Annotated in this window: 25 protein-coding genes; 13 read left to right on the top strand and 12 right to left on the bottom strand. The window is 64.6% G+C overall.

The annotated features are described in order from the left end of the window. Window positions 1–95: 95 nt before the first annotated feature. Window positions 96–764: a VOC family protein gene (locus BAUR9175_RS06445; RefSeq protein WP_101583294.1), complete on the bottom strand. Its 669-nt coding sequence runs from the start codon at window positions 762–764 to the stop codon at window positions 96–98. Beyond that, entirely contained in the window at window positions 752–1,411 is a 660-nt protein-coding gene (locus BAUR9175_RS06440) for a VOC family protein (protein ID WP_101583292.1), read from the bottom strand. The genes BAUR9175_RS06445 and BAUR9175_RS06440 overlap by 13 nt, the downstream gene beginning before the upstream one ends. Before the next feature lie 34 nt (window positions 1,412–1,445). Between BAUR9175_RS06440 and BAUR9175_RS19920 the strand changes: the two genes are divergently transcribed. The 7 genes from BAUR9175_RS19920 to BAUR9175_RS06410 all read left to right on the top strand — a co-directional run bounded on the left by BAUR9175_RS19920 (window position 1,446) and on the right by BAUR9175_RS06410 (window position 9,317). Beyond that, the gene (locus BAUR9175_RS19920) at window positions 1,446–1,550 is read left to right on the top strand and encodes a putative leader peptide (protein WP_350270659.1); all 105 of its coding nucleotides are present in this window, start codon (window positions 1,446–1,448) and stop codon (window positions 1,548–1,550) included. Between the two features lie 73 nt (window positions 1,551–1,623). Next, window positions 1,624–3,333: a TIGR04028 family ABC transporter substrate-binding protein gene (locus tag BAUR9175_RS06435; protein ID WP_009883206.1), complete on the top strand. Its 1,710-nt coding sequence runs from the start codon at window positions 1,624–1,626 to the stop codon at window positions 3,331–3,333. Next, window positions 3,330–4,385 carry an ABC transporter permease gene (locus tag BAUR9175_RS06430; RefSeq protein ID WP_009883207.1) on the top strand — a complete coding sequence of 352 codons (1,056 nt, stop codon included), beginning with the start codon at window positions 3,330–3,332 and terminating at the stop codon, window positions 4,383–4,385. Before BAUR9175_RS06435 ends, BAUR9175_RS06430 begins: the two co-directional genes overlap by 4 nt. Next, on the top strand, window positions 4,382–5,257 hold the full coding sequence (locus BAUR9175_RS06425) for an ABC transporter permease (protein ID WP_083248662.1): 876 nt from the start codon (window positions 4,382–4,384) through the stop codon (window positions 5,255–5,257). Before BAUR9175_RS06430 ends, BAUR9175_RS06425 begins: the two co-directional genes overlap by 4 nt. Then, window positions 5,254–6,936: a dipeptide ABC transporter ATP-binding protein gene (locus BAUR9175_RS06420; protein WP_101583290.1), complete on the top strand. Its 1,683-nt coding sequence runs from the start codon at window positions 5,254–5,256 to the stop codon at window positions 6,934–6,936. The genes BAUR9175_RS06425 and BAUR9175_RS06420 overlap by 4 nt, the downstream gene beginning before the upstream one ends. A gap of 10 nt (window positions 6,937–6,946) precedes the next feature. Next, window positions 6,947–7,972, top strand: a complete 1,026-nt coding sequence (locus BAUR9175_RS06415; RefSeq protein WP_009883210.1) for a putative FMN-dependent luciferase-like monooxygenase — start codon at window positions 6,947–6,949, stop codon at window positions 7,970–7,972. 1 nt (window position 7,973) lies between these two features. Then, window positions 7,974–9,317, top strand: a complete 1,344-nt coding sequence (locus tag BAUR9175_RS06410; RefSeq protein WP_009883211.1) for an alkylhydroperoxidase domain protein — start codon at window positions 7,974–7,976, stop codon at window positions 9,315–9,317. Between the two features lie 6 nt (window positions 9,318–9,323). Here the strand turns inward: BAUR9175_RS06410 and BAUR9175_RS06405 are convergent, their stop codons facing one another. Both BAUR9175_RS06405 and BAUR9175_RS06400 read right to left on the bottom strand, forming a co-directional pair. After that, on the bottom strand, window positions 9,324–9,953 hold the full coding sequence (locus BAUR9175_RS06405) for an SAM-dependent methyltransferase (RefSeq protein ID WP_009883212.1): 630 nt from the start codon (window positions 9,951–9,953) through the stop codon (window positions 9,324–9,326). Continuing rightward, a complete protein-coding gene (locus BAUR9175_RS06400; RefSeq protein ID WP_096158330.1) occupies window positions 9,953–10,918 on the bottom strand; it encodes an NAD(P)/FAD-dependent oxidoreductase in 966 nt (321 codons plus the stop codon). Before BAUR9175_RS06400 ends, BAUR9175_RS06405 begins: the two co-directional genes overlap by 1 nt. A gap of 113 nt (window positions 10,919–11,031) precedes the next feature. On the opposite strand from BAUR9175_RS06400, the gene BAUR9175_RS06395 reads away from it, so the two are divergent. Continuing rightward, window positions 11,032–11,631, top strand: coding sequence for a helix-turn-helix domain-containing protein (locus tag BAUR9175_RS06395; protein WP_101583289.1), 600 nt, complete (start codon window positions 11,032–11,034; stop codon window positions 11,629–11,631). A gap of 7 nt (window positions 11,632–11,638) precedes the next feature. Here the strand turns inward: BAUR9175_RS06395 and BAUR9175_RS06390 are convergent, their stop codons facing one another. Further along, entirely contained in the window at window positions 11,639–12,058 is a 420-nt protein-coding gene (locus BAUR9175_RS06390; protein ID WP_009883215.1) for a DUF779 domain-containing protein, read from the bottom strand. Further along, window positions 12,058–13,581 (bottom strand): acetaldehyde dehydrogenase ExaC, encoded by a 1,524-nt coding sequence (gene exaC / locus BAUR9175_RS06385; RefSeq protein WP_101583287.1) that lies wholly within the window; start codon window positions 13,579–13,581, stop codon window positions 12,058–12,060. The genes BAUR9175_RS06390 and exaC overlap by 1 nt, the downstream gene beginning before the upstream one ends. 281 nt (window positions 13,582–13,862) lie before the next feature. Here exaC and BAUR9175_RS06380 point away from each other — a divergent pair, with 281 nt between their 5' ends. Beyond that, a complete protein-coding gene (locus BAUR9175_RS06380) occupies window positions 13,863–14,885 on the top strand; it encodes a BUD32 family EKC/KEOPS complex subunit (RefSeq protein WP_141322632.1) in 1,023 nt (340 codons plus the stop codon). Window positions 14,886–15,271: 386 nt separating this feature from the next. Here the strand turns inward: BAUR9175_RS06380 and BAUR9175_RS06370 are convergent, their stop codons facing one another. The 4 genes from BAUR9175_RS06370 to BAUR9175_RS06355 all read right to left on the bottom strand — a co-directional run bounded on the left by BAUR9175_RS06370 (window position 15,272) and on the right by BAUR9175_RS06355 (window position 17,651). Then, window positions 15,272–15,883, bottom strand: coding sequence for a M23 family metallopeptidase (locus BAUR9175_RS06370; protein WP_069601279.1), 612 nt, complete (start codon window positions 15,881–15,883; stop codon window positions 15,272–15,274). 8 nt (window positions 15,884–15,891) lie between these two features. Beyond that, entirely contained in the window at window positions 15,892–16,329 is a 438-nt protein-coding gene (locus BAUR9175_RS06365; protein WP_101583284.1) for a GNAT family N-acetyltransferase, read from the bottom strand. Beyond that, a complete protein-coding gene (gene aqpZ / locus BAUR9175_RS06360) occupies window positions 16,326–17,084 on the bottom strand; it encodes an aquaporin Z (RefSeq protein ID WP_101583283.1) in 759 nt (252 codons plus the stop codon). The genes BAUR9175_RS06365 and aqpZ overlap by 4 nt, the downstream gene beginning before the upstream one ends. A gap of 120 nt (window positions 17,085–17,204) precedes the next feature. Continuing rightward, complete coding sequence (locus BAUR9175_RS06355) at window positions 17,205–17,651, bottom strand: GNAT family N-acetyltransferase (protein WP_257944285.1); 447 nt, start codon at window positions 17,649–17,651, stop codon at window positions 17,205–17,207. A gap of 82 nt (window positions 17,652–17,733) precedes the next feature. Here BAUR9175_RS06355 and BAUR9175_RS06350 point away from each other — a divergent pair, with 82 nt between their 5' ends. Continuing rightward, complete coding sequence (locus BAUR9175_RS06350) at window positions 17,734–17,949, top strand: hypothetical protein (RefSeq protein WP_092103484.1); 216 nt, start codon at window positions 17,734–17,736, stop codon at window positions 17,947–17,949. A 3-nt stretch (window positions 17,950–17,952) separates the two neighbouring features. Here BAUR9175_RS06350 and BAUR9175_RS06345 read toward each other — a convergent pair whose 3' ends face one another. Then, window positions 17,953–19,023, bottom strand: coding sequence for an AI-2E family transporter (locus tag BAUR9175_RS06345; RefSeq protein ID WP_092103486.1), 1,071 nt, complete (start codon window positions 19,021–19,023; stop codon window positions 17,953–17,955). Between the two features lie 107 nt (window positions 19,024–19,130). On the opposite strand from BAUR9175_RS06345, the gene BAUR9175_RS06340 reads away from it, so the two are divergent. Both BAUR9175_RS06340 and BAUR9175_RS06335 read left to right on the top strand, forming a co-directional pair. Continuing rightward, entirely contained in the window at window positions 19,131–21,716 is a 2,586-nt protein-coding gene (locus tag BAUR9175_RS06340) for a M3 family metallopeptidase (protein WP_101583280.1), read from the top strand. After that, window positions 21,691–22,440 carry a queuosine precursor transporter gene (locus tag BAUR9175_RS06335; protein ID WP_009883226.1) on the top strand — a complete coding sequence of 250 codons (750 nt, stop codon included), beginning with the start codon at window positions 21,691–21,693 and terminating at the stop codon, window positions 22,438–22,440. The genes BAUR9175_RS06340 and BAUR9175_RS06335 overlap by 26 nt, the downstream gene beginning before the upstream one ends. A 6-nt stretch (window positions 22,441–22,446) precedes the next feature. On the opposite strand, the gene tgt is transcribed toward BAUR9175_RS06335, so the two are convergent. Continuing rightward, the gene (gene tgt / locus BAUR9175_RS06330; RefSeq protein ID WP_180959211.1) at window positions 22,447–23,706 is read right to left on the bottom strand and encodes a tRNA guanosine(34) transglycosylase Tgt; all 1,260 of its coding nucleotides are present in this window, start codon (window positions 23,704–23,706) and stop codon (window positions 22,447–22,449) included. A gap of 21 nt (window positions 23,707–23,727) precedes the next feature. Here tgt and mmuM point away from each other — a divergent pair, with 21 nt between their 5' ends. Continuing rightward, on the top strand, window positions 23,728–24,654 hold the full coding sequence (gene mmuM / locus BAUR9175_RS06325; protein WP_096160289.1) for a homocysteine S-methyltransferase: 927 nt from the start codon (window positions 23,728–23,730) through the stop codon (window positions 24,652–24,654).

Below are 24,654 nucleotides of genomic sequence, written 5' to 3'. Positions count from 1 at the left end.
ATCGACTTGAGTGCAGTGGACCTTGTGAAATGCGAGGAGTTGGCGACACTCTGTCGAGTCTAGCGTTTCACAACCGCTCCACTGAGAACTTTCGCTCAGAACTTGAGGACACCGCCGGGACCACGCAGGCGTGCATGCAGCCGATGCTCCGTGCCTTCGACGACCTGGGTATCACCGGCACCGAGCACATCGAGGGCACGGCGGCTCTCCTCGGCGTCCGGGGATTCGATGGAGAACTCGAGGAGTTCGACCGACGGCAGGGCAGCCTCGGCGGGGTGGGTCGACTCGCCCCAGTCGATGAGGAAGGGCTGCGTTCCCTTGCTCGGCAGCGGAGACCGCGAGGTCAGACGCCATTCGAGCAGCTCCCCCTCGGCAGTTTCGCGGGACATGTCGCGGACCTCGCCGAAGTCGATTCCTTCGGTGTTCGCTCCGGCGACCTTCGCGAGGAAGGCGTGCGGGTGGATGGCCCAGGTCTGGAGGGTCAGGCCCTGCGCCAGATGGGCATCCAACGGCAGGGTGCCATCGGCTGGCGCTTCCTGCTGCGGGTCGGGACCCAGGATCTCGAGGTAAGTGTGAGCACCTTCGGGCCAGCCAGCAGGGGTGAGACCTATCAGGTAGTTCGCGGTTCCTCGGCCCGGGTGTCGTCCCCCGGCCACTGCTTTGACTCCGGTGAGGCGCTCGAATTCGGCGACCCCGGCTTCGAGCTCGGGCACCGTGATGATGAGGTGGTCAAGATTGGCGGGAATCGTACTCAGATCGTCCATGATCCACCAGGACCTTTCAGTGTGGCGTGCAGGGTTTCTGTGATTCCTGCCTCAACCTCGATGGTAGCCCCCAAGGATCGCAGAACTCTGGATGTTGTGTCTACATCTGGGCTCAACGCCCAGAACCGTTCGAGGTGAACCGAGGGCATCGCCTGGCGCGCAGGATGCGGAGAGTCCTGCCAATCGATGAGGAAGGGTTGGATTCCGCCCAGCGCCAGCGGTGTCCGCCTCGTCAGCCTCCACTCCAGAAGAGTGCCCGCAGGGGTGCGGCGGGTCATGTCATGAACCTCGCCGAGGTCGACGGGCGGTTCGCTCGCTCGTGCGGCTGAGGTGACGAGACCGTCGAAGTCGTCCGGGTGGATGGCCCAGCGCTGCACCGTGGGCCGGGTGATACCGGCCAGGCGCGCGACTGCCAGCTCGGGATCCTGCTCCGGGTCGGGTCCGAGGATCTCCAAATAGATGTCGCGGTGCTCATCGCCAGACTCGTCGCCGAACTCAAGGCCCAGCAGCGCATTGGCCGTCCCCAGCCCCGGATGGGCACCACCGGGAATAGGCTCCACGCCGAGAATGTTGTGATATTGCTCAACACTTTCGGCGAGATTCGGCACGGCAATGACGAGATGATCGAAATTCCAAGGCAGCAACATGACTCAATGTTAAGCGATCGAATTGACGCTCTGCATGCCGATGCGCTTAACTCAAAGCATGCAGACACAACCAGAGGGCCGAATGCTGTGGCGTCGGCTCCACATCGATCTCAAGAGGCTCACCAGCTCCAATTGTTGAGCTATATCAACAATTGGTTGAGCACCCGACCCACCCCCGATCTCGGTTTCATCTGCACAAAGGACCACATTCCATGACGGACCTCCGTCCCTCCACCTCGGCGAGCCCCGGCCGGACCTACGGCCGACGCAATTTCCTCAGCCTCGGGCTGGGACTGGGCACTCTCATCACGCTCAGCGCCTGCACGCCGAGTGATGATGCTCCGCTGCCCGAGGGCGGCGACCCGGTCCAGGGCGGGGTGCTCACGTACTTCGAGCCTCAGACGTGGACGCTGCTCTACCCGCCCTCGGTCGGGTTCTATCCCAACGGCGGCATCATGAACAACATCTCCGCCCGCCTGCTGTGGCAGGATCCGAAGACCCTCGACCTCTACCCCTGGCTGGCCACCGAACTGCCTGAGATCAACGCCGATGCCACCAAGTTCACCTTCACGATCCGCGACGGTGTCACCTACTCCGACGGTTCACCGCTGACGGCGAAGAACGTAGCGGCGAACTTCGATCTCTTCGGACGAGGCGATGAGGCTCGCACCCTGCCGGTCTCCGAGCAGATCTCGAACTACGAGCGCAGCGAAGTCCTCGACGACAAACGCGTCCGCTTCCACTTCAGCGCACCCTCCCCCGGCTTCGCGCAGGCGACGTCGACGATGAACGCGGGTCTCCTCGCCGATTCGACATTGGCTCTGGACGCCGAGGGCTTCGGCCCCGGCGGTGCCACCGGCATCCACACCTGCGGTCCCTTCCACATCACCGACGAGACGATCGGGACGAAACTCTCCGTCCGGGTCCGTGAGGACTACGACTGGGCCCCACCACACCTGAAGCACCAGGGCCGGGCCCACCTCGACGGCATCGACTACCTGGCCAACAACGAGTATTCGGTGCGCATCGGCGCCGTGCTCTCCGGGCAGGCCGATGGCGTCCGCGACGTCCAGGCTCCCGACGAATCGCGCGTGAGCGAGCAGGGTCTGCGCCTCTATGCGAAGGCCACGAACGGCATCAACAACAGCGTCAACTTCCGGTTCCGGCACGAACTACTGGAAGATCTCAAGGTCAGGCAGGCCATCATCGCCGCCGTTGACCGGCAGGAGATCGTCGACAAGCTCTTCACCCCCAACTACCCGCTGGCCACCGGCCTGCTGGCCAAGGGCGCCATGGGCTACAAGGACCAGTCCGGGTCCTGGGTCCACGATCCCGAGGAAGCCAACCGACTCCTCGACGAGGCGGGCTGGTCCGAGCGCAACTCCGCCGGGTTCCGCACCAAGGACGGCCAGGTCCTGGCACTGAGCGTCAACATCGCCTTGCCGCAGCCACGCTCGAACGAGGTGCAGACCCTCATCCAGCAGCAGCTGCGTCACGTGGGCGTGCGTCTGTCCATCAACCCCGGTGACCAGTCCAAGCAGACCCTCGATGCCCTCGAACTCGACACGGTCCAGATCTACCATTCGATGGTCGCGCGCGCGGACTTCGACAATCTGCGTTCCAACTACTCCTCGGTCAACCGCGACGTCTTCCTCAACGGCAAGGACCGCGACGATGCGAAGGACGGAAGCATCGACCCCGAGATCGACCGCCTGCTGGATGAACTCGCCTCGGAGCCCGAGACGAAGAACCGGCAGAAGGCCGCCGAGAAAGTTCAGGACTACCTCGTCGAGAACGCCTATGTGCTGCCGTTCTTCGAAGAGCCGCAGGTCTTCGCCTTCCGCCGCCGCGTCAACGGCTTCACGACCGAACCGGTGGGCCGTCCCGACTTCTACAGCACATGGTTGGCAGGGCAGAAATGATCCTCGACATCCGCTACCTCTTCCTGCGCCTGGGCCAGGCACTGCTCGTGCTGCTGCTCGCGTTCACCGCGGCCTTCATCCTGCTCAGCCTCATTCCCGGCGACGGTGTCACCGCCAGATTCGCCGACCCTGCACTGGGTCTCTCTCCCGACCAGATCGCGCAGATCCGCACCGAGACCGGGGCCGATGAGTCGTGGATCAGCCGCTACTTCCTCAGCCTCGGAGGGTTCCTCACCGGCAACTTCGGCTTCTCCGTCCAGACCGGTGCCGCGGTGTCGACGATCATCGCCGCGGCCCTGCCCTCGACCGCGGTGCTCGCCCTGTCCGGGTTCGTCTCCGCCCTGGTCCTGGCCGTTGTCATCGCGGTGCTGGCAACCTACGGGCCCTTCGCCTGGCTGCGGAAGCTGCTCGACTCGGTGCCCAGCCTCTTCATCTCGATTCCCGTCTTCTGGTTGGGGATCCTGCTCATCCAGATCTTCTCCTTCCAGCTCGGGTTCGTCTCCGTGGTCTCACCCGGCCCCGCCGAGGCGCTCGTCCTCCCAACCCTGACCGTGGCGGTGCCGCTCTCGGCCCCCATCGCGCAGGTCCTCATCCGCTCCATCACCGACGTCAAGGCCTCCGGATTCGTCAAGGTCACCTCGGCGAAGGGTGCCGGTGAGCTGTGGATCCTCGTCCACACCGTCGCCCGCAACGCCGTCCTGCCGGGCCTGACGATCATCGGCCTCGTCTTCGGTGAACTGGTCGCCGGCGCCGTGGTCACCGAGACCGTATTCGGGCGCAACGGAATCGGCCAGATCACCGCCCAGGCCGTGACCCACCGCGACAACCCGATCCTCCTGGCCGTCGTCGTCATCGCGACCCTGGCCTACGTGACCATCAACCTCATCGTCGACCTCCTCTACCCCGTCATCGACGTCCGGCTGCGCACACAGCCCGGGGCCGCCTCGGCGGGGAAGAAGCCTGCCGATGAACCCACTCGCCGGGCACTGTCGACGACCGCGGCCAGCGTCGGGGTCGATCTCGACTGGGACGACAAGGACACCCACTCATGAGCCTCATCAGCAGTCTTGCCCCCACCTCGGGCACCGGTAAGCCGGGCTCTCCGGCGAAGCGACGCAGCCGCACCCGCGCGAACATCGGCCCCGCCACCATCGTCTCGGCCCTGGTCCTGCTCATCGCCATCATGTGGGCGCTCTTCCCCGGACTCTTCACCCAGCATGACCCCAACGACGGCGGCACCACTCCGGCGCTGCTTGGCCCCAGCCTCGACCACTGGTTCGGCACCGACCAGACCGGACGTGATGCCTACGCCCGCGTCGTCTACGGCGCGTCACAGTCATTGCTCGCAGCACTCGTGGCTGTCGGTGTCGGACTCATCGTGGGCACGGCCATCGGGCTCATCGCCGGCACCCGCCGCGGCTGGGTCGACGATGTGCTCATGCGCTTGATCGACGTGCTGCTCTCGATCCCGGCGATCCTGCTCAGCCTCTCGATCGTCGTCGTCTTGGGCTTCGGCACCATCAACGCGGCCATCGCCGTCGGCGTCACGGCCATCGCCCAGTTCGCACGACTGTCGAGGTCAGAGGCGGTGCGCATCAACACCAGCGACTTCGTGGCCGCGGCCTACGGTTCGGGCGGCACCTTCTTCTCCGTCCTCGTCCGCCATATCCTGCCCAACTCGATCTCGCCCGTGCTGTCCCTGGCCGTCCTCCAGATCGGATCCGCGATCCTCCAGATCTCGACGCTGGGCTTCCTGGGCTACGGGACTCCCCCGCCGACACCGGAATGGGGCCTCATCATCGCCGAGGGCCGCAACTTCGTCGCCACCGCATGGTGGCTGACCGTGCTGCCCGGCTTCGTCGTCATGGCCATCGTCCTGGCCACCCACCAAATCGGCAACACCCTGAGAAAGGTGACATCATGACCGAGTCCGCACCCCTGCTGTCCGTGCAGGATCTCAGTGTCGCCTACTCCCAGTCCTCGGCCCCGGCCGTCGACGGCGTGACCTTCGCCGTGCGCGCCGGGTCGATGACCGCGGTCGTCGGCGAGTCCGGGTCCGGCAAGTCCACGACCGCGAATGCCGCCATCGGCCTCCTCCCGGAGTCCGCGCAGATCACGAGCGGGCACATCCACTTAGGTGAAGTCGATCTCGGTGGCTTGGGAACCAGCGGCTGGCGTGGGATCCGCGGCAGTCAGATCGGCTACGTCCCCCAGGACCCCGGCAGTTCACTCAATCCGCTGCAGACCATCGGCAAATCCGTCGCCGAGGCGCTGCGGATCCACAAGCGCGCCGATCGGAAGTCTGCCCGTGCCCAGGTCATCGAACTGCTGACCAGAGTCGGCATCGATCGGCCACAGATGCGCGCCGATCAGTTCCCGCATGAGCTCTCCGGGGGAATGCGCCAGCGAGTCCTCATCGCCTCCGCGATCGCACTGCGCCCACGACTGCTCATCGCCGACGAGCCGACCTCGGCCCTCGACGTGACCGTGCAGAAGCAGGTCCTCGATCTCCTCGATGAGCTGCGCGCAGAGACCGAGATGGGCGTCCTCTTCATCACCCACGACCTCGCCGTCGCCGGTGAACGCGCCGATGAGGTCGTCGTCATGCAGTCCGGACGCGTCGTCGAGGCCGGACCGGCGGCTCAGATCTTCTCCCGGCCTGCCACCGACTACACCTCGCGGCTGCTTGCCGACGCCCCGGCGCTGAAGACGAAGACCCACCGACAGGCCACATCCACCGCCGCACTCGCCGAGGCGCAGGCCCCCTTCGTCTCGGTCGAGGGCCTGACTCAGGTCTATGCCCGCAACGATGATCAGGTCATCGGCATCGACGACGTGTCACTGCACGTCGAACGCGGCACCACCCACGGCATCGTGGGCGAATCCGGTTCAGGGAAGACGACGACGGGCAAGGCCCTGGCCGGGTTCCTCACCCCACAGTCCGGTCGCATCCGCGTCGGCAATTTCGACACCGATGACTCTTTGCGCGGTCGTGCGGAGCGGGCCCGCCTGCGCGACTTCCGCCGCACGGTCCAGCTCGTGCACCAGAACCCGTACTCGGCACTGGATCCCAAGCACACCATCGGCCAGATACTCACCGAACCGCTGCGCAACTTCCGCATCGGTTCCCGGAATTCGCGACCGACCCTCGTCGCCGAGGCCCTGGAGAGGGTTGCCCTGCCTACCGAGTTCGGCGAGCGCCGACCGGCCGAGCTCTCCGGCGGTCAGCTGCAGCGGGTGGCGATCGCGCGGGCCCTCATCGCCGGCCCTGAGCTCGTCGTCTTCGATGAGGCCGTCTCGGCCCTCGACGTGACCGTGCAGGCCCAGATTCTGACCCTCCTCGACGATCTCCAATCTGACCTGGGACTGACCTATGTCTTCATCTCCCACGATCTCGCTGTCGTGCGACAGATCGCTGATACCGTGTCGGTGATGTCGCAGGGACGACTGGTGGAGAACGGACCGACGGAGGACCTCTTCGCTCGCCCGCAGACTCAGTACACGCGCACCCTCCTCGATGCGATCCCCCGCCCCGTGATGCTCCACGGCAACGGAGACAGCGCCGCTTCGACACCCACATTGCTCACCGCAGCAGAAAGTTGAGACTGACACGATGACGAACAGTTCCACCGGTCCCCGGCTCGGATTCTTCACCCGCCTGCTCGAGGACGCCCCGGCAGCTCAGCGCTACCGGTTCGCACTCGAACAGATCCAGGCGGCCGAGGCCCACGGCTTCGACTCCGCGTGGGTGGCCCAGCACCACTTCTCTGCGACCGAGGGCGGCCTGCCCTCCCCACTCGTGTTCCTCGCCCATGCGGCAGCCCAGACCTCGCGGATCCGCTTGGGCACGGCGATCATCACCCTGCCCATGGAGAACGGCGTGCGTGTGGCCGAAGACGCTGCGGTCACCGACGTGCTCTCCGGGGGACGCCTGGAGATCGGGCTCGGTTCGGGCGGAAACCCGAAGTCCTTCCCCGCCTTCGGCACCAGCTTCGATCAACGACGTGAGGTCTTCGCCGACAACCTCGCGGCACTGAAGACTCTGCTGGCAGGTCAGTCCCTGGAGACCGGGCATGCGCTCTATCCGGAACCGACCCGGCTCTCCGAGCGCCTCTGGCAGGCCACCTTCTCCTCCGGCGGATCCGGAGCTGCCGGTGCCGCCGGTGATGGCCTCATGCTCTCGCGCACCCAACCCCGCTCCCAGGACAAGCCCGAAGCAACCCTCGACGAGGTGCAGCTGCCGGTCATCGACACCTACCTGGCGAACCTTCCCTCCGGTGTGGAGCCCCGAATCCTGGCATCGCGCACGGCCGTCGTCGCCGATGCCGCAGCGCTGCCCGAACTCCGCGCCCGGACCGAACCGGCGCTGCGGGCCGAGGCAGATCGCCTCGTCGGCTATGACACCTCGGGGCTGAGCCTGGACGAGCTGCTCATCGCCACCGACACCTACCTCGGCACCCCCGAGCAGGTCATCGAACGCCTGGCGACAGACCGTGTGCTGAACCGGGCCACCGACGTCAGCTTCCAGGTACACTCGGTGCCGGCGACGAATGAGACGACGCTGCGGTCCATCGAACTCCTGGCCACCGAGGTGGCCCCGGCCCTGGGACTGACGCTCACGACGGAACAGGCGGCCTGACATGACCGACATCATCAACACCCTCGCCGGAATCGCCGCACAGGACCCCCTCGACAAGCTGCGCGATCACCGTGCACAGGCCAAGGACAACGCCCAGCTCAGCTTCGAAGCGCTGCTCGAACCAGCTGAGACCGGTGGGTTCTCCCACCGTGACCGCTATGCCGTCGCCGCATTCACGGCCGGCCTCCTCGGCGCGCCCGCGGCCGAGGAGTTCTACCGTGACCTCCTCCGTGACGAAGACGAGGTCGCCTCCTGGGAGATCGCCGAACTCCTCGATGAGGTGCTGCTCGAACTCGACTCCCGTTCGACCGTGCGCGGCCCCTACGGAACCTTCGAATCGGCTGCCCTGGCGGCCGAGAACGTCCCGGGACCCTGGCTGAGTGTGGAGAAGAAGTCGAGCGAGGTGCTGGGCGCACAGCTGGCCGCCGGCCTCGAATTCGCCCATCTCCTAGTTCTGCATCCCCGCGACTCACGTCCCGAACACATGGCGCTGCTCCTCGACGCCGGCTGGGACGAAGACTCGATCGTCACGCTCGCGCAGCTCGTGTCATTCCTCAACTTCCAGATCCGCATCAGCACCGGACTCACTGCCCTGGTCCACGCACCGGCGACGACCCTGCCCCCGGTCTCGGACGAACCGCCCGAAGCGGGCGACGGTGACGGCGAGGCCACCTCTGCGAGGGACTCTGCCGCTTCGTCGAAGGGCAGCGAGGCTCTGGCCCGGGTCGGCGAGCGCGTCAGCACCTATCCCGGGCTCACCCGTCCGGAGCTGTTCCAGCAGTCCGGGCTGGGCTGGGTGCCCTGGATCTCCCCCGTCGCCGAGGCGGACCTGACCGATGTCCAGCGCGAGGCACTCATCGAGGCGGGGCGGGCGAAGAACCCCTACTTCCGGCTCCTGGCCAGGGATCCGGCGGCCCTGCGGGCACGAACACTGACCGACCTCGACATCTTCTTCAACACCACCGACGGGCTCGGCCGGGCCGAACGTGAGCTGGCCGCGACCGTGGCCTCACGTCTCAACGGGTGCCTGTTCTGCGCCTCGATCCACTCGGACCGGGCCACGGAGGAGTCGGGTCGCCGGGACCTGGTGCAGACGCTGCTCGACACGGGTGTGGAAACGCCGTCGAACCTCGGCGATGCTGTCTGGGACGCTGTCGTCGACGCTTCCGCGGCTCTCACGCTGACCCCGCAGGCGTTCGGTCCTGCGCATGTCAATGCACTGCGCGAGGCCGGCCTCGACGATGGCGACATCATCGACGTACTCAACTGCGCAGCCTTCTTCAACTGGGCCAACCGCCTCATGCTCTCCCTCGGCGAACCCGAGGTGCTCGCACCCGGAAAGTGACGCGGCTCAGCGGCTGCGCACTGCCCTCACCACGACGTCGTCGATGGTGATTGTGCGGCCACCGGGTCCTGCCATGGTGCGCTGGGATTCCTCGGCGGTGACGACGGTCCAGACGACTCGATCGAGACGCTCAGTGATCGAGTCGGCAGTCGCTGAGGCTACTGCCGGCGGGTGAGAATCGCCGTGAGAGTCGCCATGGCCGTGGTGGAGGTGGCCGACGATGAGGAGTGTTCCCCCGGGTGCCACCCAATCCGCGATGCGCCCGTAGAAGTCCAGCTGAGGCATTGCCGGATGCGCGTAGTGGGTGGTGACCAGGTCGTACTGCGTCTCCGGCGCCCAGCTGGAGAGATCGGCCTGGATCCAGCGCACCCGGTCACTGACTCCGGCGACCGCAGCGCGGTCCTTCGCGTGGTCAAGTGCTGCATTCGCAACGTCGGCTCCGGTGACATCCCAGCCCTGAGCTGCCAGCCAGATGGCCTCTGCTCCGGCACCGCAGCCGGCGTCGAGTGCGGTTCCGGATTCGAGTCCGCTGACCTCCTTGATCAGGTGGGGGTTCGGATCGCCTGAGCTCATCGCTGGGGCGCGTTCACCGGTCCAGGTCTGATCCCAGTAGGTCTTGTCGAATGAGTGTGTCATCAGCTTGCCTCCTGTGCCTGCTCGGTCTCGTGCTGCGCCACTGCGCGATCGAGGTCGGTGAAGATGAGGTCGGTGTTGATGTGCTGTGCGGCGAGCGCACCGGCCGCTGCCGCACCACTGACCTGCGCTCCGATGTCGGTAGCATTGCCGGCCACCCAGACGCCGGGGACCGCGGTCTGCCCGAAGGCTTCGGTTTCGATGAAAGCCCCAGCAGGACGGGCCGTGGGCTCGAGCCCGATCCCTGCGAAGAGTTCGGTGCGGGCAACCATCGGCGTAGCGACGACTGCAGCATCCACGGCAATGACCTGTCCATCACCCAGACGCACACCCGTGAGCGTGTCATCGGTGATCTCCAGGCTGTCGATGTCCCCGTCGATGACTGGGATGTCGAGCGCGCGAAGTTTGACCTGATCTTCCTCGCTCAGCTGTTGGTCTCCGGAGAAGAGCATCACATGAGGGCTCCACTGCTTGAACAGAAAGGCCTTGTGGATGGCCATCGGACTGGTGGCGAGGATGCCGATGCGACTGTCGCGGACCTCCCATCCGTGGCAGTAGGGGCAGTGAAGGACGCCACGACCCCACTGTTCGCGCACGCCCGGGATCTCGGGCAGTTCGTCGACGAGGCCGGTCGCCATGAGCAGCCGTCTGCCGACGATCTCTTCGCCGTTGTCCACGGTGATTGTGAACCTGTCGACTTCGCCGCTGATTTCGGTGACCTGGCCGTCGATGATCTCGCCCCCGTAGCTCTGCACTTCGTCTCGGCCTCGGGTCAACAGCTCTGCGGGGCTGATGCCTTCGAGTCCGAGGAGCCCATGGACCCCGTCGGCCGGAGCATTGCGCGGGTGGCCGGCATCGATGACTGTCACCCTCCGGCGTGCGCGGGCCAGGGTCAGGCCAGCGCTGAGTCCGGCCGCACCGGCTCCGACGATCACGACGTCTCGAATCGCGCTCTGCTTCTCTGCCATGTCCTGGTCCTCTCAAAGTATGTGGAGTCGCCGCTGCGGCGCTCCGATACTTCGATGGTGACAACCTATTCGCAGTATTGCAAACAGTTTTGCCGAATGGCAAAATAAGGGGCATGGATGAACTCATGGACCGCACTCTCGATGCTGTTGGGCCACGGCTGAAGCAGCTACGGCAGCGCCGCGACATCACTCTCACCGATCTGTCCGAAGAGACCGGCATCTCGATCAGCACGCTCTCGCGCCTTGAGGCCGGGCACCGCCGTCCCAGTCTCGAACAGCTCCTGCCCTTGGCGCGAGCGTTCGGGGCCACTCTCGACGAACTCGTCGACGCGCCCCCGACCGGGGATCCGCGCATCAATCTGCGGCCCCTGCCCACTCGCGACGGCCGGACGATCCTGCCGCTGACGCGTCGGGCAGGGGGCATCCAGGCCTATAAATTCGTGCTGCCGACAGGCTCGGATGAGGCCACGCCAGAGCTGCGCAGCCATGAGGGCTACGACTGGGTCTTCGTCCTCAACGGCAACCTTCGCCTCGTCCTCGGCGAGCACGATCTCATCATGGAACCCGGCGAGGCAGCCGAGTTCGACACCCGCACCCCGCACTGGTTCGGCGCCACCAGTGCAGGGCCCGTCGAGTTCCTCAGCCTCGTCGGCAAGCAGGGCGAGAGAGCCCACGTCCGTGCGGCACCGAAGCGCCACCTCGGCGAGGATTAGCGGTATCTCAGCCGACGTCCATGAGGGTGGACCGGATGATGAAGCGGTTGCCTGTCGGTGACTCGACGCTGAAGCCGCTGCCTCGTCCGGGGACCACATCGATCGTGAGGTGGGTGTGCTTCCAGTACTCGAACTGCTCGACCGACATCCAGAAGTCGAGGCCCGCCTTCTCTGCGTCATCGACGGGCAGTTCGAAGTGGCCGAGGAGAACGTCAGCCTCCGAGGTCAGGAAGTCGCCTTCGGGGAAGCACATCGGCGAGGACCCGTCGCAGCAGCCACCCGATTGGTGGAACATCAGTTGGCCGTGTTTGGCGACCAGATCGCCGAGGAGGTCGACAGCGGCCTGTGTCATGGCCACTCTCGATTTCTCCTCCCCGTCGATGGTCGGTGCTGATTCCAGCGCCGCGGTCTGTGTAGATTCACTCATCAGAAAAATCCTTGCGCGTTGTCCGAGTAGCTGACCAGCAGGTTCTTCGTCTGCTGGTAGTGGTCGAGCATCATCAGGTGGTTCTCTCGGCCGATTCCCGATGATTTGTATCCGCCGAACGCGGCATGTGCCGGGTAGGCGTGATAGTTGTTCACCCAGACGCGGCCTGCCTGGATGTCACGGCCGGCACGGTAGGCGATGTTGCCGGTGCGGGCCCAGACGCCGGCCCCCAGACCGTAGAGCGTGTCGTTGGCGGTGGTGATGGCGTCGTCGTAGTCCTTGAACGAGGTCAGCGCTACGACAGGACCGAAGATCTCCTCTTGGAAGATCCGCATATTGTTCGAGCCCTTGAAGATGGTCGGCTGGACGTAGAAGCCTCCTGAGAGGTCGCCCTCGAGTTCGGCCTTGTCACCGCCGATGAGCACCTCGGCGCCTTCGTCCTTGCCGATCTGCAGGTACGACATGATCTTCTCGTACTGATCATTCGAGGCCTGCGCGCCGACCTGGGTATCGGTGTCGAGTGGATTGCCCTGTTTGATCGCTCGCACACGCTCGACACCAGCGGCGACGAAGTCATCGAAGATCGACTCCTGGACGAGAGCGCGAGACGGGCAGGTACAGACTTCGCCCTGATTGAGTGCGAACATCGCGAAGCCTTCGAGCGCCTTGTCGCGGTAGCTGTCGTCGGCGGCGAGGACGTCTTCGAAGAAGATGTTCGGTGACTTGCCGCCGAGCTCCAGGGTGACTGGGATGATGTTCTGCGAGGCGTACTGCATGATCAGACGACCGGTCGTGGTCTCACCGGTGAACGCGATCTTCTTGATCCGCTTGTTCGAGGCCAGAGGTTTGCCTGCCTCGACTCCGAAGCCGTTGACGATGTTGAGGACACCGGGTGGCAGCAGATCGCCGACGAGTTCAGCCAGGATGAGGATCGAGGCCGGAGTCTGCTCGGCGGGCTTGAGGACGACGCAGTTGCCTGCGGCGAGCGCCGGTGCCAGCTTCCACGTGGCCATGAGTATGGGGAAGTTCCACGGGATGATCTGTCCGACGACGCCGAGCGGTTCGAGGAAGTGATAGGCAACGGTGTCGTCGTCGATCTGCGACAGGCCGCCTTCTTGGGCCCGGATCGCTGCAGCGAAGTAGCGGAAGTGGTCGATGGCCAGTGGGATGTCGGCGGCCAGTGGTTCGCGGATGCCCTTGCCGTTGTCCCAGGTCTCTGCGACCGCGAGCATCTCAAGATTCGCCTCCATGCGATCAGCGATCTTCAGAAGGATGTTCGAGCGCTCGGTCACCGAGGTCTTCCCCCAAGCAGGTGCTGCTGCCCAGGCCGCATCGAGGGCGGTTTCGATGTCGTCGGCGGTGGAGCTGGGGATCTCTGTGAATGCCTGTCCGGTGACGGGAGTGATGTTGTCGAAGTAGTCGCCGTTCTTCGGCGGCACCCACTCCCCTCCGATGTAGTTCTCGTAGCGCGACTTGAACGTGACGAGCGAACCTTCGGTACCGGGTGCTGAGTAGACTGCCATGACACTCCTTCGTGTGAGTCCATCCGCTCGCATCGCACGCATAGTTTCGCGTGCAGTGCATGGTCGTGGTCGACTGCGCGGAGCGGATGTGTCCGTGTCCTCTCACCTTAGGGTGGAGAGAGTCTGCGAACAATAGCCTGCACGATTTCGAGGTGAAGTTGAGAGAATGACTCCATGCATGTCCGACCGTTCTCTCCTGCTGATTGCGAATCGCTCTCTGCTCTCTTCACAAGAGCAGGCGAGAGATCACCCGGAAACATAATCTGCCTCAGCGTAATGTCATGACTGCGCGCGTGGAAAGTGCCCGTAGAATCTCTGCCGAGATCCACAGACTCGATGATTCACAGGTATGTGCGCTCGTCGACGCCGCCGAGAAAGTAGGGGTCGGCATCGGTGGAACCACGAGAACTGCTGAGATCGATGGAACTCCTGTCTTCATCAAGCAGCTTCCACTCACACACAGCGAAGCGTCGGATCCGACCGCCACCCGCAATCACGCTGGACTGCCGTTTGTCAGCCACTATGGGATCGGGAGCCCGGCGCATGGTGTCGGGCGCGAGCTGGCAACACACACGCTCACCTCCGATTGGGTCCGCTCCGGGGAGGCAGACTTCTTTCCGCTTCTGCTCGGGTGGAGAGTCGTCGATCTTCCGTGCGAATCCGACCTCAGCGAATTCGACGGAGACGGACCGAAACACCGATGGGGCACCTCGTGGCCGCACGTTGAGACGAAGCTCGCCGAGATGTCGTCCGCGCCCACAAGTGTGGTGCTCTTCCTTGAACATGTGCCTGTGACCTTGGGGTCGTGGGTGCGCCGAAGCGTGGCCGAAGGCAGCGGATCGACAGTGTTCGCTGAGGCCGTGGGCCAGATCATCGATGCCACGGCGTGGATGGAGAAGCAGGGATTCCACCACTTCGACGTGCATCCGGGAAATATCCTCATCCACGGCGGCAGACTGATCTTCACGGATTTCGGACTCTCGCTCCACCGCGATTTCGAGCTCACCGCGGACGAGGAGTCATCGCTGTCCACTCATCGCGGCTTCGACCGTGACACCGGCCTCATGCACCTGTTCCACTGGACGCTGTTCGAACTCGGTTGCACCTCCAGGTCCAGGCGGTTGGAGCTGCTGCGTGCTGCAGCAGCTGATCCGGCAGCCTCAGCGCTGAAGCCGGTTCGCGCAGCTCTCGGTGGAAAGGGTGCCGACCTCATCGCTGAGCATGCGAGTGTCGCAGTCCGTATGACGGAGATGTTCGCCGTTCTCATACGGGATGCGTTCGGCACCAGGTACGACAGACGATAACGCTGGTTCTCATCGGTACTGAGTATATTTCGCCGGAGGAGTTCGAGGCTGAAGTCCCACCCGTCGGCGCAGAAGTCCCGCGCTTCGCCTCGGCGTTCGATTGGAATGTCGTCAAAGCAATGCACGATGGTCACCCTCCCATCCCCGCCATGAGGTGGCAGGGTGATCTCGACACTGTCGGCGGCGGACACCACCATCTGCTCAATCGAATCGGGTCTGCCACGTGCGGCCAGACTTGGGCAGCCGGCGCTTTGATCACCAGCGATCTGTCGAAGCCCCAATCCGGATTCTTGTCGGCCATGGGCACATTCTTCAGTGCCCGGCATCAAGCCACAAGGATGATTCCGATCAGCCGGTCGTACTAGGCGAGTTCTCATTCGAGCGCACTACCGCGAGACAACCGAACCATTCGACGGCAATGCGCCTCTGAACGCAATGCGCGTAGCCACAGCGTGCTCAATGTCGACGCGGTCGATCGCTTGGACATGCAGGTGCGGTTCCGTGCTGTTGCCGGAGTTTCCGCACCGGCCGATCTCTTCGCCGATCTCAATGTGCTGTCCCGCCCGAACTCGTGTGCTGAGATGCTGGAGATGGCAGAGCGAGACTATACCGCGGTCGCACCGGATCATGACGTGATTGCCGGCGAGCGCACGCCAGCCCTCGCCGACACGCCGGGCCTGTGTCAGGGAGTATCCGATCGACGGGACACCGCGGTACGAGAAATGATCACGCTCAGTGTCGTGAGAAGCCACGACAGTTCCTGCGACCGGAGAGAGCACCGGGCGGCCGAAGCCGACAAAGCTCTCCGGAGGTTCCGGACGGAGGAGGGAGCCGAAGGTGAAGGGCGCCGATCTCCCAGAGCCATCGACCGGCACGAAGTCGATTGCGTATGAGGTCGCGAAGAGTGTCGTGCCGTGGCTCGGCACCCGGTCGGCGGGACTGTTTTGAACCAGCCATCGGCCGGTGAAGGGGTAGTCCATATCGAGCAAGTCGGCCATGGGGTTCATCACCTCCTGGAGTGGCCCCGTCGTACCGAGGAATACAGGATCATGTCGCGACATTCGCCGCCGACCAGCTGATGGCTGACCAGGAGTTCCTCGCGAACATAGCCTGCCCGTTCGGCGGTGCGAATCGATGCGATGTTCCACGGTTCGATGAATAGGGCGATCCGCTGTACTCCCGGTACAGTCCACCCGAACTCGGTCAGGGCCGCGAGTGCCTCGGCCGCATAGCCGCGCCCACGCTCGGACGGTGCAACGGCATATCCGGCGCTCGCCTGCCCCTCGTCGAGATCCTTCAGCCAGAGACCGCAGTGACCGATCGCGAACTCTTCGGTTCGCCGCGCAATCGTGAACGAGGAGCCGGTTCCCTCTGCATGACGACCCTGCTGGCGTTCGACCCAGTCTCTGGCCTCCTGCATGGTGGCGTCTTCTGGCAGTGTCATCCGCCCTCGGTGATGGGAACTTCGACAGCCTTCGGGAACAGAAGGTTATAGGTGAGTCCGGCGACGGCGGCACCGGCGAGCGGTGCGAGGAAGAACACCCACACCTGACCGAGCGCGTCTCCACCGGCGAATACCGCGACACCGAAGGAACGCGCCGGATTGACCGAAGTGTTCGACACCGGAATGGCGACGAGGTGGATGAGTGTGAGTGAGAGGCCGATCGCCAGAGGTGCCATTCCGACCGGGGACCTGTCGTCGGTCGTCCCGAGGATGACGTAGAGGAAGATGGCGGTGAGGACGAACTCGGCGATGAGCACGCTGAGCAAGGAGAATCCGTTCGGGGAGAATTCTCCATAGCCGTTCGTCGCCAGCCCATCCTTCGCTAGCGAATAGTCCGGGTTGCCCGAGGCGATGAGGAGCACGACTCCACCGGCGACGATGCCGGCGACCAACTGCGTGATCCAGTAGGGCACGGCGTCTTTCACTGGGGTCCTGCCCGCAAGCACGCAGCCCAGTGTCACTGCTGGATTGAAGTGTCCGCCGGAGACATGTCCGACGGCGTAGGCCATGACGACGACGGTGAGGCCGAAGGCCAGTGCGACACCGAGGAATCCAATGCCCATGTTGAGGCCGTCATCACCGACGACCTTCGCGGCGAATACGGCCGCGCCGCAGCCGCCGAAGACGAGGACGAAGGTGCCGAGGAATTCGGCGAAGATCTTCGAGACCAGGGAGGGTTTCTGCAGGAGCACCATGATGATTCATCCCATCTGTGATGTGTGACACATATCATGCGGTTTCCTATACTACAGTCACGTCTCAGCAGATGAACCCAAGTCGCTCTGTCGTCTCCTCTGACCGGGAACGACGCGGGCTCATACCAACGGCATGACCATGATCAGGCAGGGCGTCTGCTCATCCCACAGGTCGATCTCCTCGAGCGGGAAGAATCCCACCTTCTGGTAGAAGTGTCGTGTTCGGTCGTAGTTGGGATCGGGGTTCGAAGCCCCCAACGTCTTCACCTGCAGCAGCGTGGCGCCCCGTCTGCGCACATCGACTGCAATCGCTCGCATCATTGCTGTGCCGGCCCCTGTCCCATGTTCCGATCGGTCGACAACCGTGAAATGGACTTCGGCACAGTGATCGAAATGCCACGACACCAGGGTGACCCCGACGACCTCGCCAGCCTCGTTTCGCACCGTCCAGGTCTCCATGGTTCGTGCATCATCGACGTACTCGGCGTTGGATTCCGGCCTGCCGAACCACTCCGGAACAGTCAGCAGAAGACGATCCACATCGTCGGGCACCTGATCATCTCTCACTGCACTCCATCGTGTCTGTGCCATACCCTCAACCCTAGCGCCCACCTCGGCGAGCGGACCGGCACTTGGTACGCTGACGAACATGAGCGATGTCGACAGCCCGGTTCTCCGCCTGATTCCCTATCTCGCGGCATTCACGGTCGCGGTGTTCCTCGGCCTGCCCGCGATGGGCAACGGAGATCTGCTGGCGGCCGTCGTCGTCGCCGCCGTCGCCTACTTCGTGACCTACTACCTGGTCAGGTACATCATCGGACTCATCGTCCGCAACCGCCGCAACAGCACCGACGACCAGGACTAGCAGCTACCTCTCGTCCTGCGCAGGCACGACGACTTTGCGGATGATGATCATTCCCGAGGCGGCCACGGGCACAGCGACCACGGCCCCGAGGACTCCGCCCAGGGTGCCGCCGGCGATGGCCGCGATGATGACGAGCGCACCGGGCACATTGACCGCGGTCTTCATGATGCGGGGGCTGAGCAGGTACGCCTCCACCTGCATGTACACGAGGTAGTAGATGCCGACGGCGATCCCCAGCCCCGGAGAAACCATGAGGCAGGATCCGGTGATGATGATCGCACCGGTGATCGGGCCGACGAGTGGGATGAGTGAGGCGAGGAACGCGATGAACGCCAACAGCGCCGGCAGCGGGGCACCGATGATGGTGAGGAAGATCGCCGAGCACACGCCGTTGACGATGCCCAAGGACACCTGACCCAGAACGTAGCGTCCGATGGATCGGGTGACTTCCTCGGTGACGGATTCGACGGTCGGTCGGGAGCTCGCAGCGACGAGGGAGAGCATGGCCGACTTGATCGTCGGCATCGTCACGGCGAAGTAGATGGTGAGGATGACGACGATGACGACGCCGGCGAGGAAGCTGATAATGCCGGCTCCGATGGACACGACCCCGCCGCCCAGCGACACCACGTTCTTCGGGTCGGATGCCCACTCGCCGAGGTTGGCGAAGATCTTGTCGAGATCGACCGCTCCGGTGAATCTCTGTTCGAGGTCGGCGACCCACCCTGTGGCCGCCAGGCTCGCGACGATGTCCGGAAGATCACCGATGAACTGCTGGATCTGGCTGATGACGGCAGGGGCGATGAGCAGCACAGCACCCGCGACGATGGCGAGGAAGGCCAGAACGACGAGGACGACCGACAGGGACCGGGGCAGCCTGCGCTCGACCAGCCACAGCACGATCGGTTCGAGTCCGAGCGCGAGGAACAGGGCCAGACCGATGTAGATGATGACGGTCGCCACGGACTGCAGGGCCGTGATCAGCCCGAAGGCGAGTCCCACACCGAGCGTTCCGGTGAAGCCGACCCGGAATGCGCTGTTGAGAGTCAGCGATTTTCCCTGCCCTTTGCCCATGGTGACAAGTGTAACCAGCGACCATGCGCTTCAGCGTGTTCACGCGTTAGGATCGAGGGCGAGACCTGGCACAATCCTTCAACCGTGTAGAAAGTGGTACGTCGACGATGAGCTCCGATCCGAACAGCATCGATGTCTGGGAGGCCTTCCTCGACCCACAGGGCGACTTCTCACTGCCCGATTTCTCCGCGGTCACTCCGGCATCACTGATCGCTGCGGTCAGGGCGGCCACCGACTTCGCGCGATCCGAGGTCGAAGACATCATCGGTGATGAGAACGAGCCGACGTTCGTGTCGACAACCGTGCGCTTCGAATCCGCGACCATTCCCATGGCCCGCATCTCGGCCGTGGTGAGCGCCGTGGAGTCGAATCATCTCCGTCCCGAATTCGCCGATGCCGTCGCCGAGGTGTGGGATCGTCTGTCCGCGGCACGGACCCGGATCTTCCTCGACGTCGATCTCTTCCACCGCATCGAACAGGTACCATCGACCGATCTCAACCCCGAGGACAAGCGTCAGCAGGAGCTCACCGTCGAGGAGTTCGTGCGTGCCGGAGCCCGCCTCGGTGCGGAAGAGCGCGACCAGATGTCCACCATCGCGGCCGAGCTCACGACCCTAGGAACCTCCTTCTCCCGTGCCCTGCAGAAGGACACCAGGGAGCTTGCCGTCCATCTCGACGATAAGGCGCAGCTGGCCGGACTCAGCGAGGACCAGGTCGCGGCCGCGGCCAATCGGGCCGCCGAGCGAGGCACCGACGGGTACCTGCTGCCGCTGAACAACTTCACCCAGCAGCTTGTCCTCGAATCCCTGGAATCGGCTGCGACCCGCAAACAAGTCTTGGACAATTCGACCTCCCGCGGTGCCCGCGGCGGTGAGGGCGACACCCGGACTCAGGTCGCCGACACCACGGCGCTGCGAGCACTGCAGGCGAAGCTGCTGGGATACCCGTCCTATTCGTCGTTTGCCATCGACAATCAGACCGCCGGTGGCCCGGATGCGGCCGCAGACATCGTGTCCTCGCTCATCGCGCCGGCCAATGCACAGTTGGCCGAGGAGCTGGCACAGGTCAAGGACCATTACGGCCTCACTGATGTCGCACCCGAGGACGTCAAGCATCGTCTGGCGCAGTACCGGGCCGAGAAATTCGACATCGACGCCGATGAGGTCGCCAAGTACTTCGAGTTCGACACCGTCCTCAATGAAGGCGTCTTCCGCGCGGCCACGGGTCTCTACGGAGTCACCTTCGCCCCACGCGAGACTGTCTCCGCCTGGCACGAGGATGTGCGGACCTTCGAGGTCACCGACGCCAATGAACGCACCCTGGGACTCATCCTCCTCGACCCCTACTCCCGGGACACGAAGCGCGGCGGCGCATGGATGGGTGAGCTGGTGACAAGTTCACGGCTGACCGGGCACCTGCCCGTGGTCACACTCTCGCTCAATCTGGCCAAGCCGGGCGAAGGTCGACCGACGCTGCTCAACCCCACCGAGCTCAACACCCTCTTCCACGAATTCGGCCACGTCCTTCACGGCCTGTTCGCGAACTCGACCTACCCGTCGACAGCCGGGACAGCTGTGCCTCGCGACTACGTGGAATTCCCGTCCCAGCTCAATGAGATGTGGCGCTTCCACCCGCAGGTCCTCCCCCACTACGCCAAGCACGTGGAGACGGGCGAGCCGATGCCCGAATCCCTGGTCACCGCTCTCATCGACAGTGAGAAGTTCGGCCAAGGCTTCGACACGACCGAGTATCTGGCCGCGGCCATGCTCGACCTCTCCTGGCATTCGCTGGAGGCCGGTGAGCACATCACCGACGTCCTGTCCTTCGAATCCGAGGTACTCGCCGCAGCCGGGTTCACCGACCTGGTTCCGCCCCGCTACCGCACCACGTACTTCGGCCACATCTTCGCCTCCGGCTATGCCGCCGGTTACTACTCCTACCTCTACTCGGAGGTCATCGCAGCCTGGGTCAGCGAATGGTTCGAGGCCCAGGGCGGACTCAACCGGGAAGCCGGCGATGCCTTCCGTGAGGCCATCCTGGCCCCCGGCTACTCGATCGACCCGATGAGTGCGATCGAACGCTTCTTCGGCACCCGCCCCGATGTCGCACCCCTGCTGCGCAGGCGCGGACTGGCCGAGCCGGTGGAAGAATCGGCGCCCGCCGAGGAACCGGCCGAAGAGCCCACCGAGGTCGATGCCGCCGAGCCGAAGGGGCACCGCAACCATGCGGCGGTCTCCCAGGTCCTCGAAGCCAATGGAATCGAACCACAGATCAGACTCTTCACCGATGCCACCCCTACCGCAGCCTCGGCGGCGGAGAAGGTCGGCGTGGAGGTCGGAGCGATTGCGAACAGCCTGATCTTCTCCGCTGAGGGCGAACCGGTGCTCATCATGACCTCCGGTCGCCACCGCGTGGACACGGACTACGTGGCCGGACTCATCGGGCTGAGCTCCCTCGATCGGGCCGATAAGGATCTGGTGCGCACCGCGACGGAGCAGGTCATCGGCGGGGTCGCCCCATGCGGGCATCCGCAGCCGATCCCCACGTATGTCGACGTGGCGCTGAAGGACTATCCTGTTCTCTGGGCTGCGGCCGGCACACCGAACTCGATGATGCCGCTGACGTATGAGCAGCTGCTGGCGATCACCGGAGGGAAGGAAATCACTGTTGTCGAAGAAGGTGCCGAAGCCTGAGGGCTCGGACGAGCCGAGCACTGGAGGCCCGGAGGCGCTGAGCGCTGCGGGCAGATTGGCGGCCTTCGCCTCCTCCCGAGGACGCTACTATGCGGTGATTCTGGCCGTGTTCTCTGCGGTGCTCATCATCTCCAACATCTCCGCGACGAAGGTCATCGGCTTCGGACCCATCGTCACCGACGGCGGTGCATTCCTGTTTCCCATCGCCTACATCCTCGGCGATGTGATCAGCGAGGTCTACGGTTTCAAAGCCGCCCGCAAGGCCGTCATCACCGGTTTCGGACTCCAGATCCTGGCGACTCTCGTGTTCTGGCTCGTCCTCATCTCACCCCCGGGACCCGGCTATGAGAACCAGGACGCCTTCGCCGCCGTCCTCGGCTTCTACCCGCGCATCGTCGCCGCGTCCTTAGTCGGCTACTTCTTCGGCCAGCTGCTGAACTCGTATGTGCTCGTGGCTGTGAAGAAGCGCATGGGCGAACAGAAGCTGTGGGTCCGCCTGCTCACCTCTACCGGGGTCGGAGAGTTCGTCGACACTCTGCTGTTCTGCGTCATCGCCTTCGCCGGGGTCATCCCCGGACTCGATTTCATCAACTACATCGTCTTCGGCTTCGTCTACAAGGTCGCCGTCGAAGTCATCCTCATGCCCGTGACCTATCGGGTGATCAAGCTCGTGAAGAAGCACGAACCCAGCTACGAGCTGCCCGACGGCAGCACGACCGCCTAGCCGCGCTCAGGCCTTCTTGGCGTAGTAGCGGCCCAGCACCTCGGCTTCGAGTTCGGCGAAGCGACCGTCGATCATCGACTGTCGGATCTCGGCGACGAGGTTGACGACGAAGTACTCGTTGTGGACGGTGCACAGGGTGGAGAAGAGCATCTCCTTGGCCTTGTACAGGTGCCGCAGGTAGGCCCGCGAGTAGTTCTGGCACGTGTAGCAGGCACAGTCGGGATCCAGCGGCCCGAAGTCCCTGCGGTACTTCGCCCCGGTCAGGTTATAGCGGCCGTCGCGGGTGTAGATCGCGGCGTTGCGGGCCACTCGTGAGGGCGAGACGCAGTCGAAGGTGTCCGCACCGGTCTTGATCGCCTCGAACAGGTCATCGGGTTCCGAGATGCCCAGCAGGTGGCGGGGCTTGTTCTCCGGCAGCTCCTCGCACACCCAGCGGATGATGGTGCCGAGGTTCTCCTTCTCCAGGGCGCCGCCAATGCCGAAGCCGTCGAAGTCCATCCCGCCCAGATCGCGTGCGGCTTTGCGCCGCAGGTCCTCGTACTGCGCACCCTGGAGCACACCGAAGAGTGCCTGGTAGGGCCGGTGCGTGCGGGCAGCGGTCTGGCGCTGGTGCTCCTCGATGCAGCGCAGGGCCCACTGCCGTGTGCGCTCGAGCGACTCGACCTGGTAGCCGCGCGTGTTGACCAGGGTCGTCAGCTCGTCGAAGGCGAACATGATGTCCGCGCCGAGTTCGTGCTGGACCCGCATGGAGACCTCGGGGGTGAAACGATGCATGGTCCCGTCCAGGTGGGACTTGAAGGTCACCCCGTCGTCGTCGACGTTCGACATGCGTTCCTTGCCGACGGCAACGAGATCATCGTTCTGTTCGCCGGTCGATTCCATCGAGATGACCTTTTTGAACCCCGAGCCCAGGCTCATCACCTGGAATCCGCCCGAGTCCGTGAACGTCGGGCCGGGCCAGTTCATGAACTTCCCCAGTCCTCCGGCCTCGTCGATGAGGTCAGAGCCGGGCTGCAGGTAGAGGTGGTAGGCGTTGGCGAGCACCGCCTGGCCGCCGAGTTCGGCCACCTCGTCGGGGCGTACGGCCTTGACCGTGGCCTTCGTGCCGACCGGGATGAACGCGGGCGTTGCGATGTCCCCGTGCGGGGTGTGGATGACGCCGGTGCGACCACCTTCGTCGAGGCGGGTGCCGACCTCGAACCCGAATCGGGAGCGGTCGTTGATGGGCGCTGTCTCAGATTCTGCGGAGGATTCGATTCGGGTCACGCGACCAGTTTAACTGGGAGCATGAGTCAGACCTTCATCCACCTGCTCCAGGCTGCTGTGCGCTCGGGCGACCCTCTCGTCATCGACGGCGGCCTGGGTACCGCGCTCGAGTCCCGCGGCATCGATCTGAGCCACGAGCTGTGGTCGGCGGCTCTGCTCCGGGACTCCCCCGACACCCTCGCCGAGGTGCACGCCGACTTCATCCGCGCCGGTGCCCAGATCGTCACGACCGCCAGCTACCAGGCGACCCCCTTGGGGTTCGAGCGGGCATCGATCCCCGCCGAGGAGGGTCTGCGTCTCATCGCACGTAGCGTCGAGATCGCGGCTGGGGCCGGTGATGCCCTCGTCGCCGGGTCCGTCGGACCCTACGGCGCGGCATTGGGCAACGGCGCCGAGTACACCGGCGACTATCACCTCAGCGACGAGGAGTTCGCCGCCTTCCACCGTCCCCGAATCGAGGCTCTGGTCAACGCCGGTGCCGACCTGCTGGCCATCGAGACACAGCCTTCGTTGCCGGAGATCACAGTGCTCGCAGGCCTGGCCGATGAGTACGGGATTCCCGCGTGGCTGAGCGTGACCCTGGCTGACCAGGGGGACCTCGCCGATGGTTCTCACATGGCCGACCGGACACCCTTGAGCGACCTCGCCGAGGCGGTTGCTGACTCGAGAATGATCCGCGCCGTCGGCGTCAACTGCGTCCGGCCGTCACTCGTGGCCCCCGCGCTGGCGGCCTTGGCGAGCGCCACGGACCTCCCGCTCATCGCTTACCCGAATTCGGGTGAGACCTACGATGCGGCCACGATGGAATGGCGCGAGGACTCTGCCTTCGACACGAGCCCGTCGACCCTGGCACCGTGGGTGTCGGCCGGTGTTCGCATCATCGGCGGCTGCTGCCGGACGACACCGGCCGACATCGCCGGTCTCGCCGACTCGGTGCCGCAGCTCTGA

The organism is Brevibacterium aurantiacum, assembly GCF_900169065.1.
GTDB classification, from domain to species: domain Bacteria; phylum Actinomycetota; class Actinomycetes; order Actinomycetales; family Brevibacteriaceae; genus Brevibacterium; species Brevibacterium aurantiacum.
Note: the sequence above shows the minus strand (reverse complement) of the source record. Positions and strands in the feature narration are given on the sequence as shown.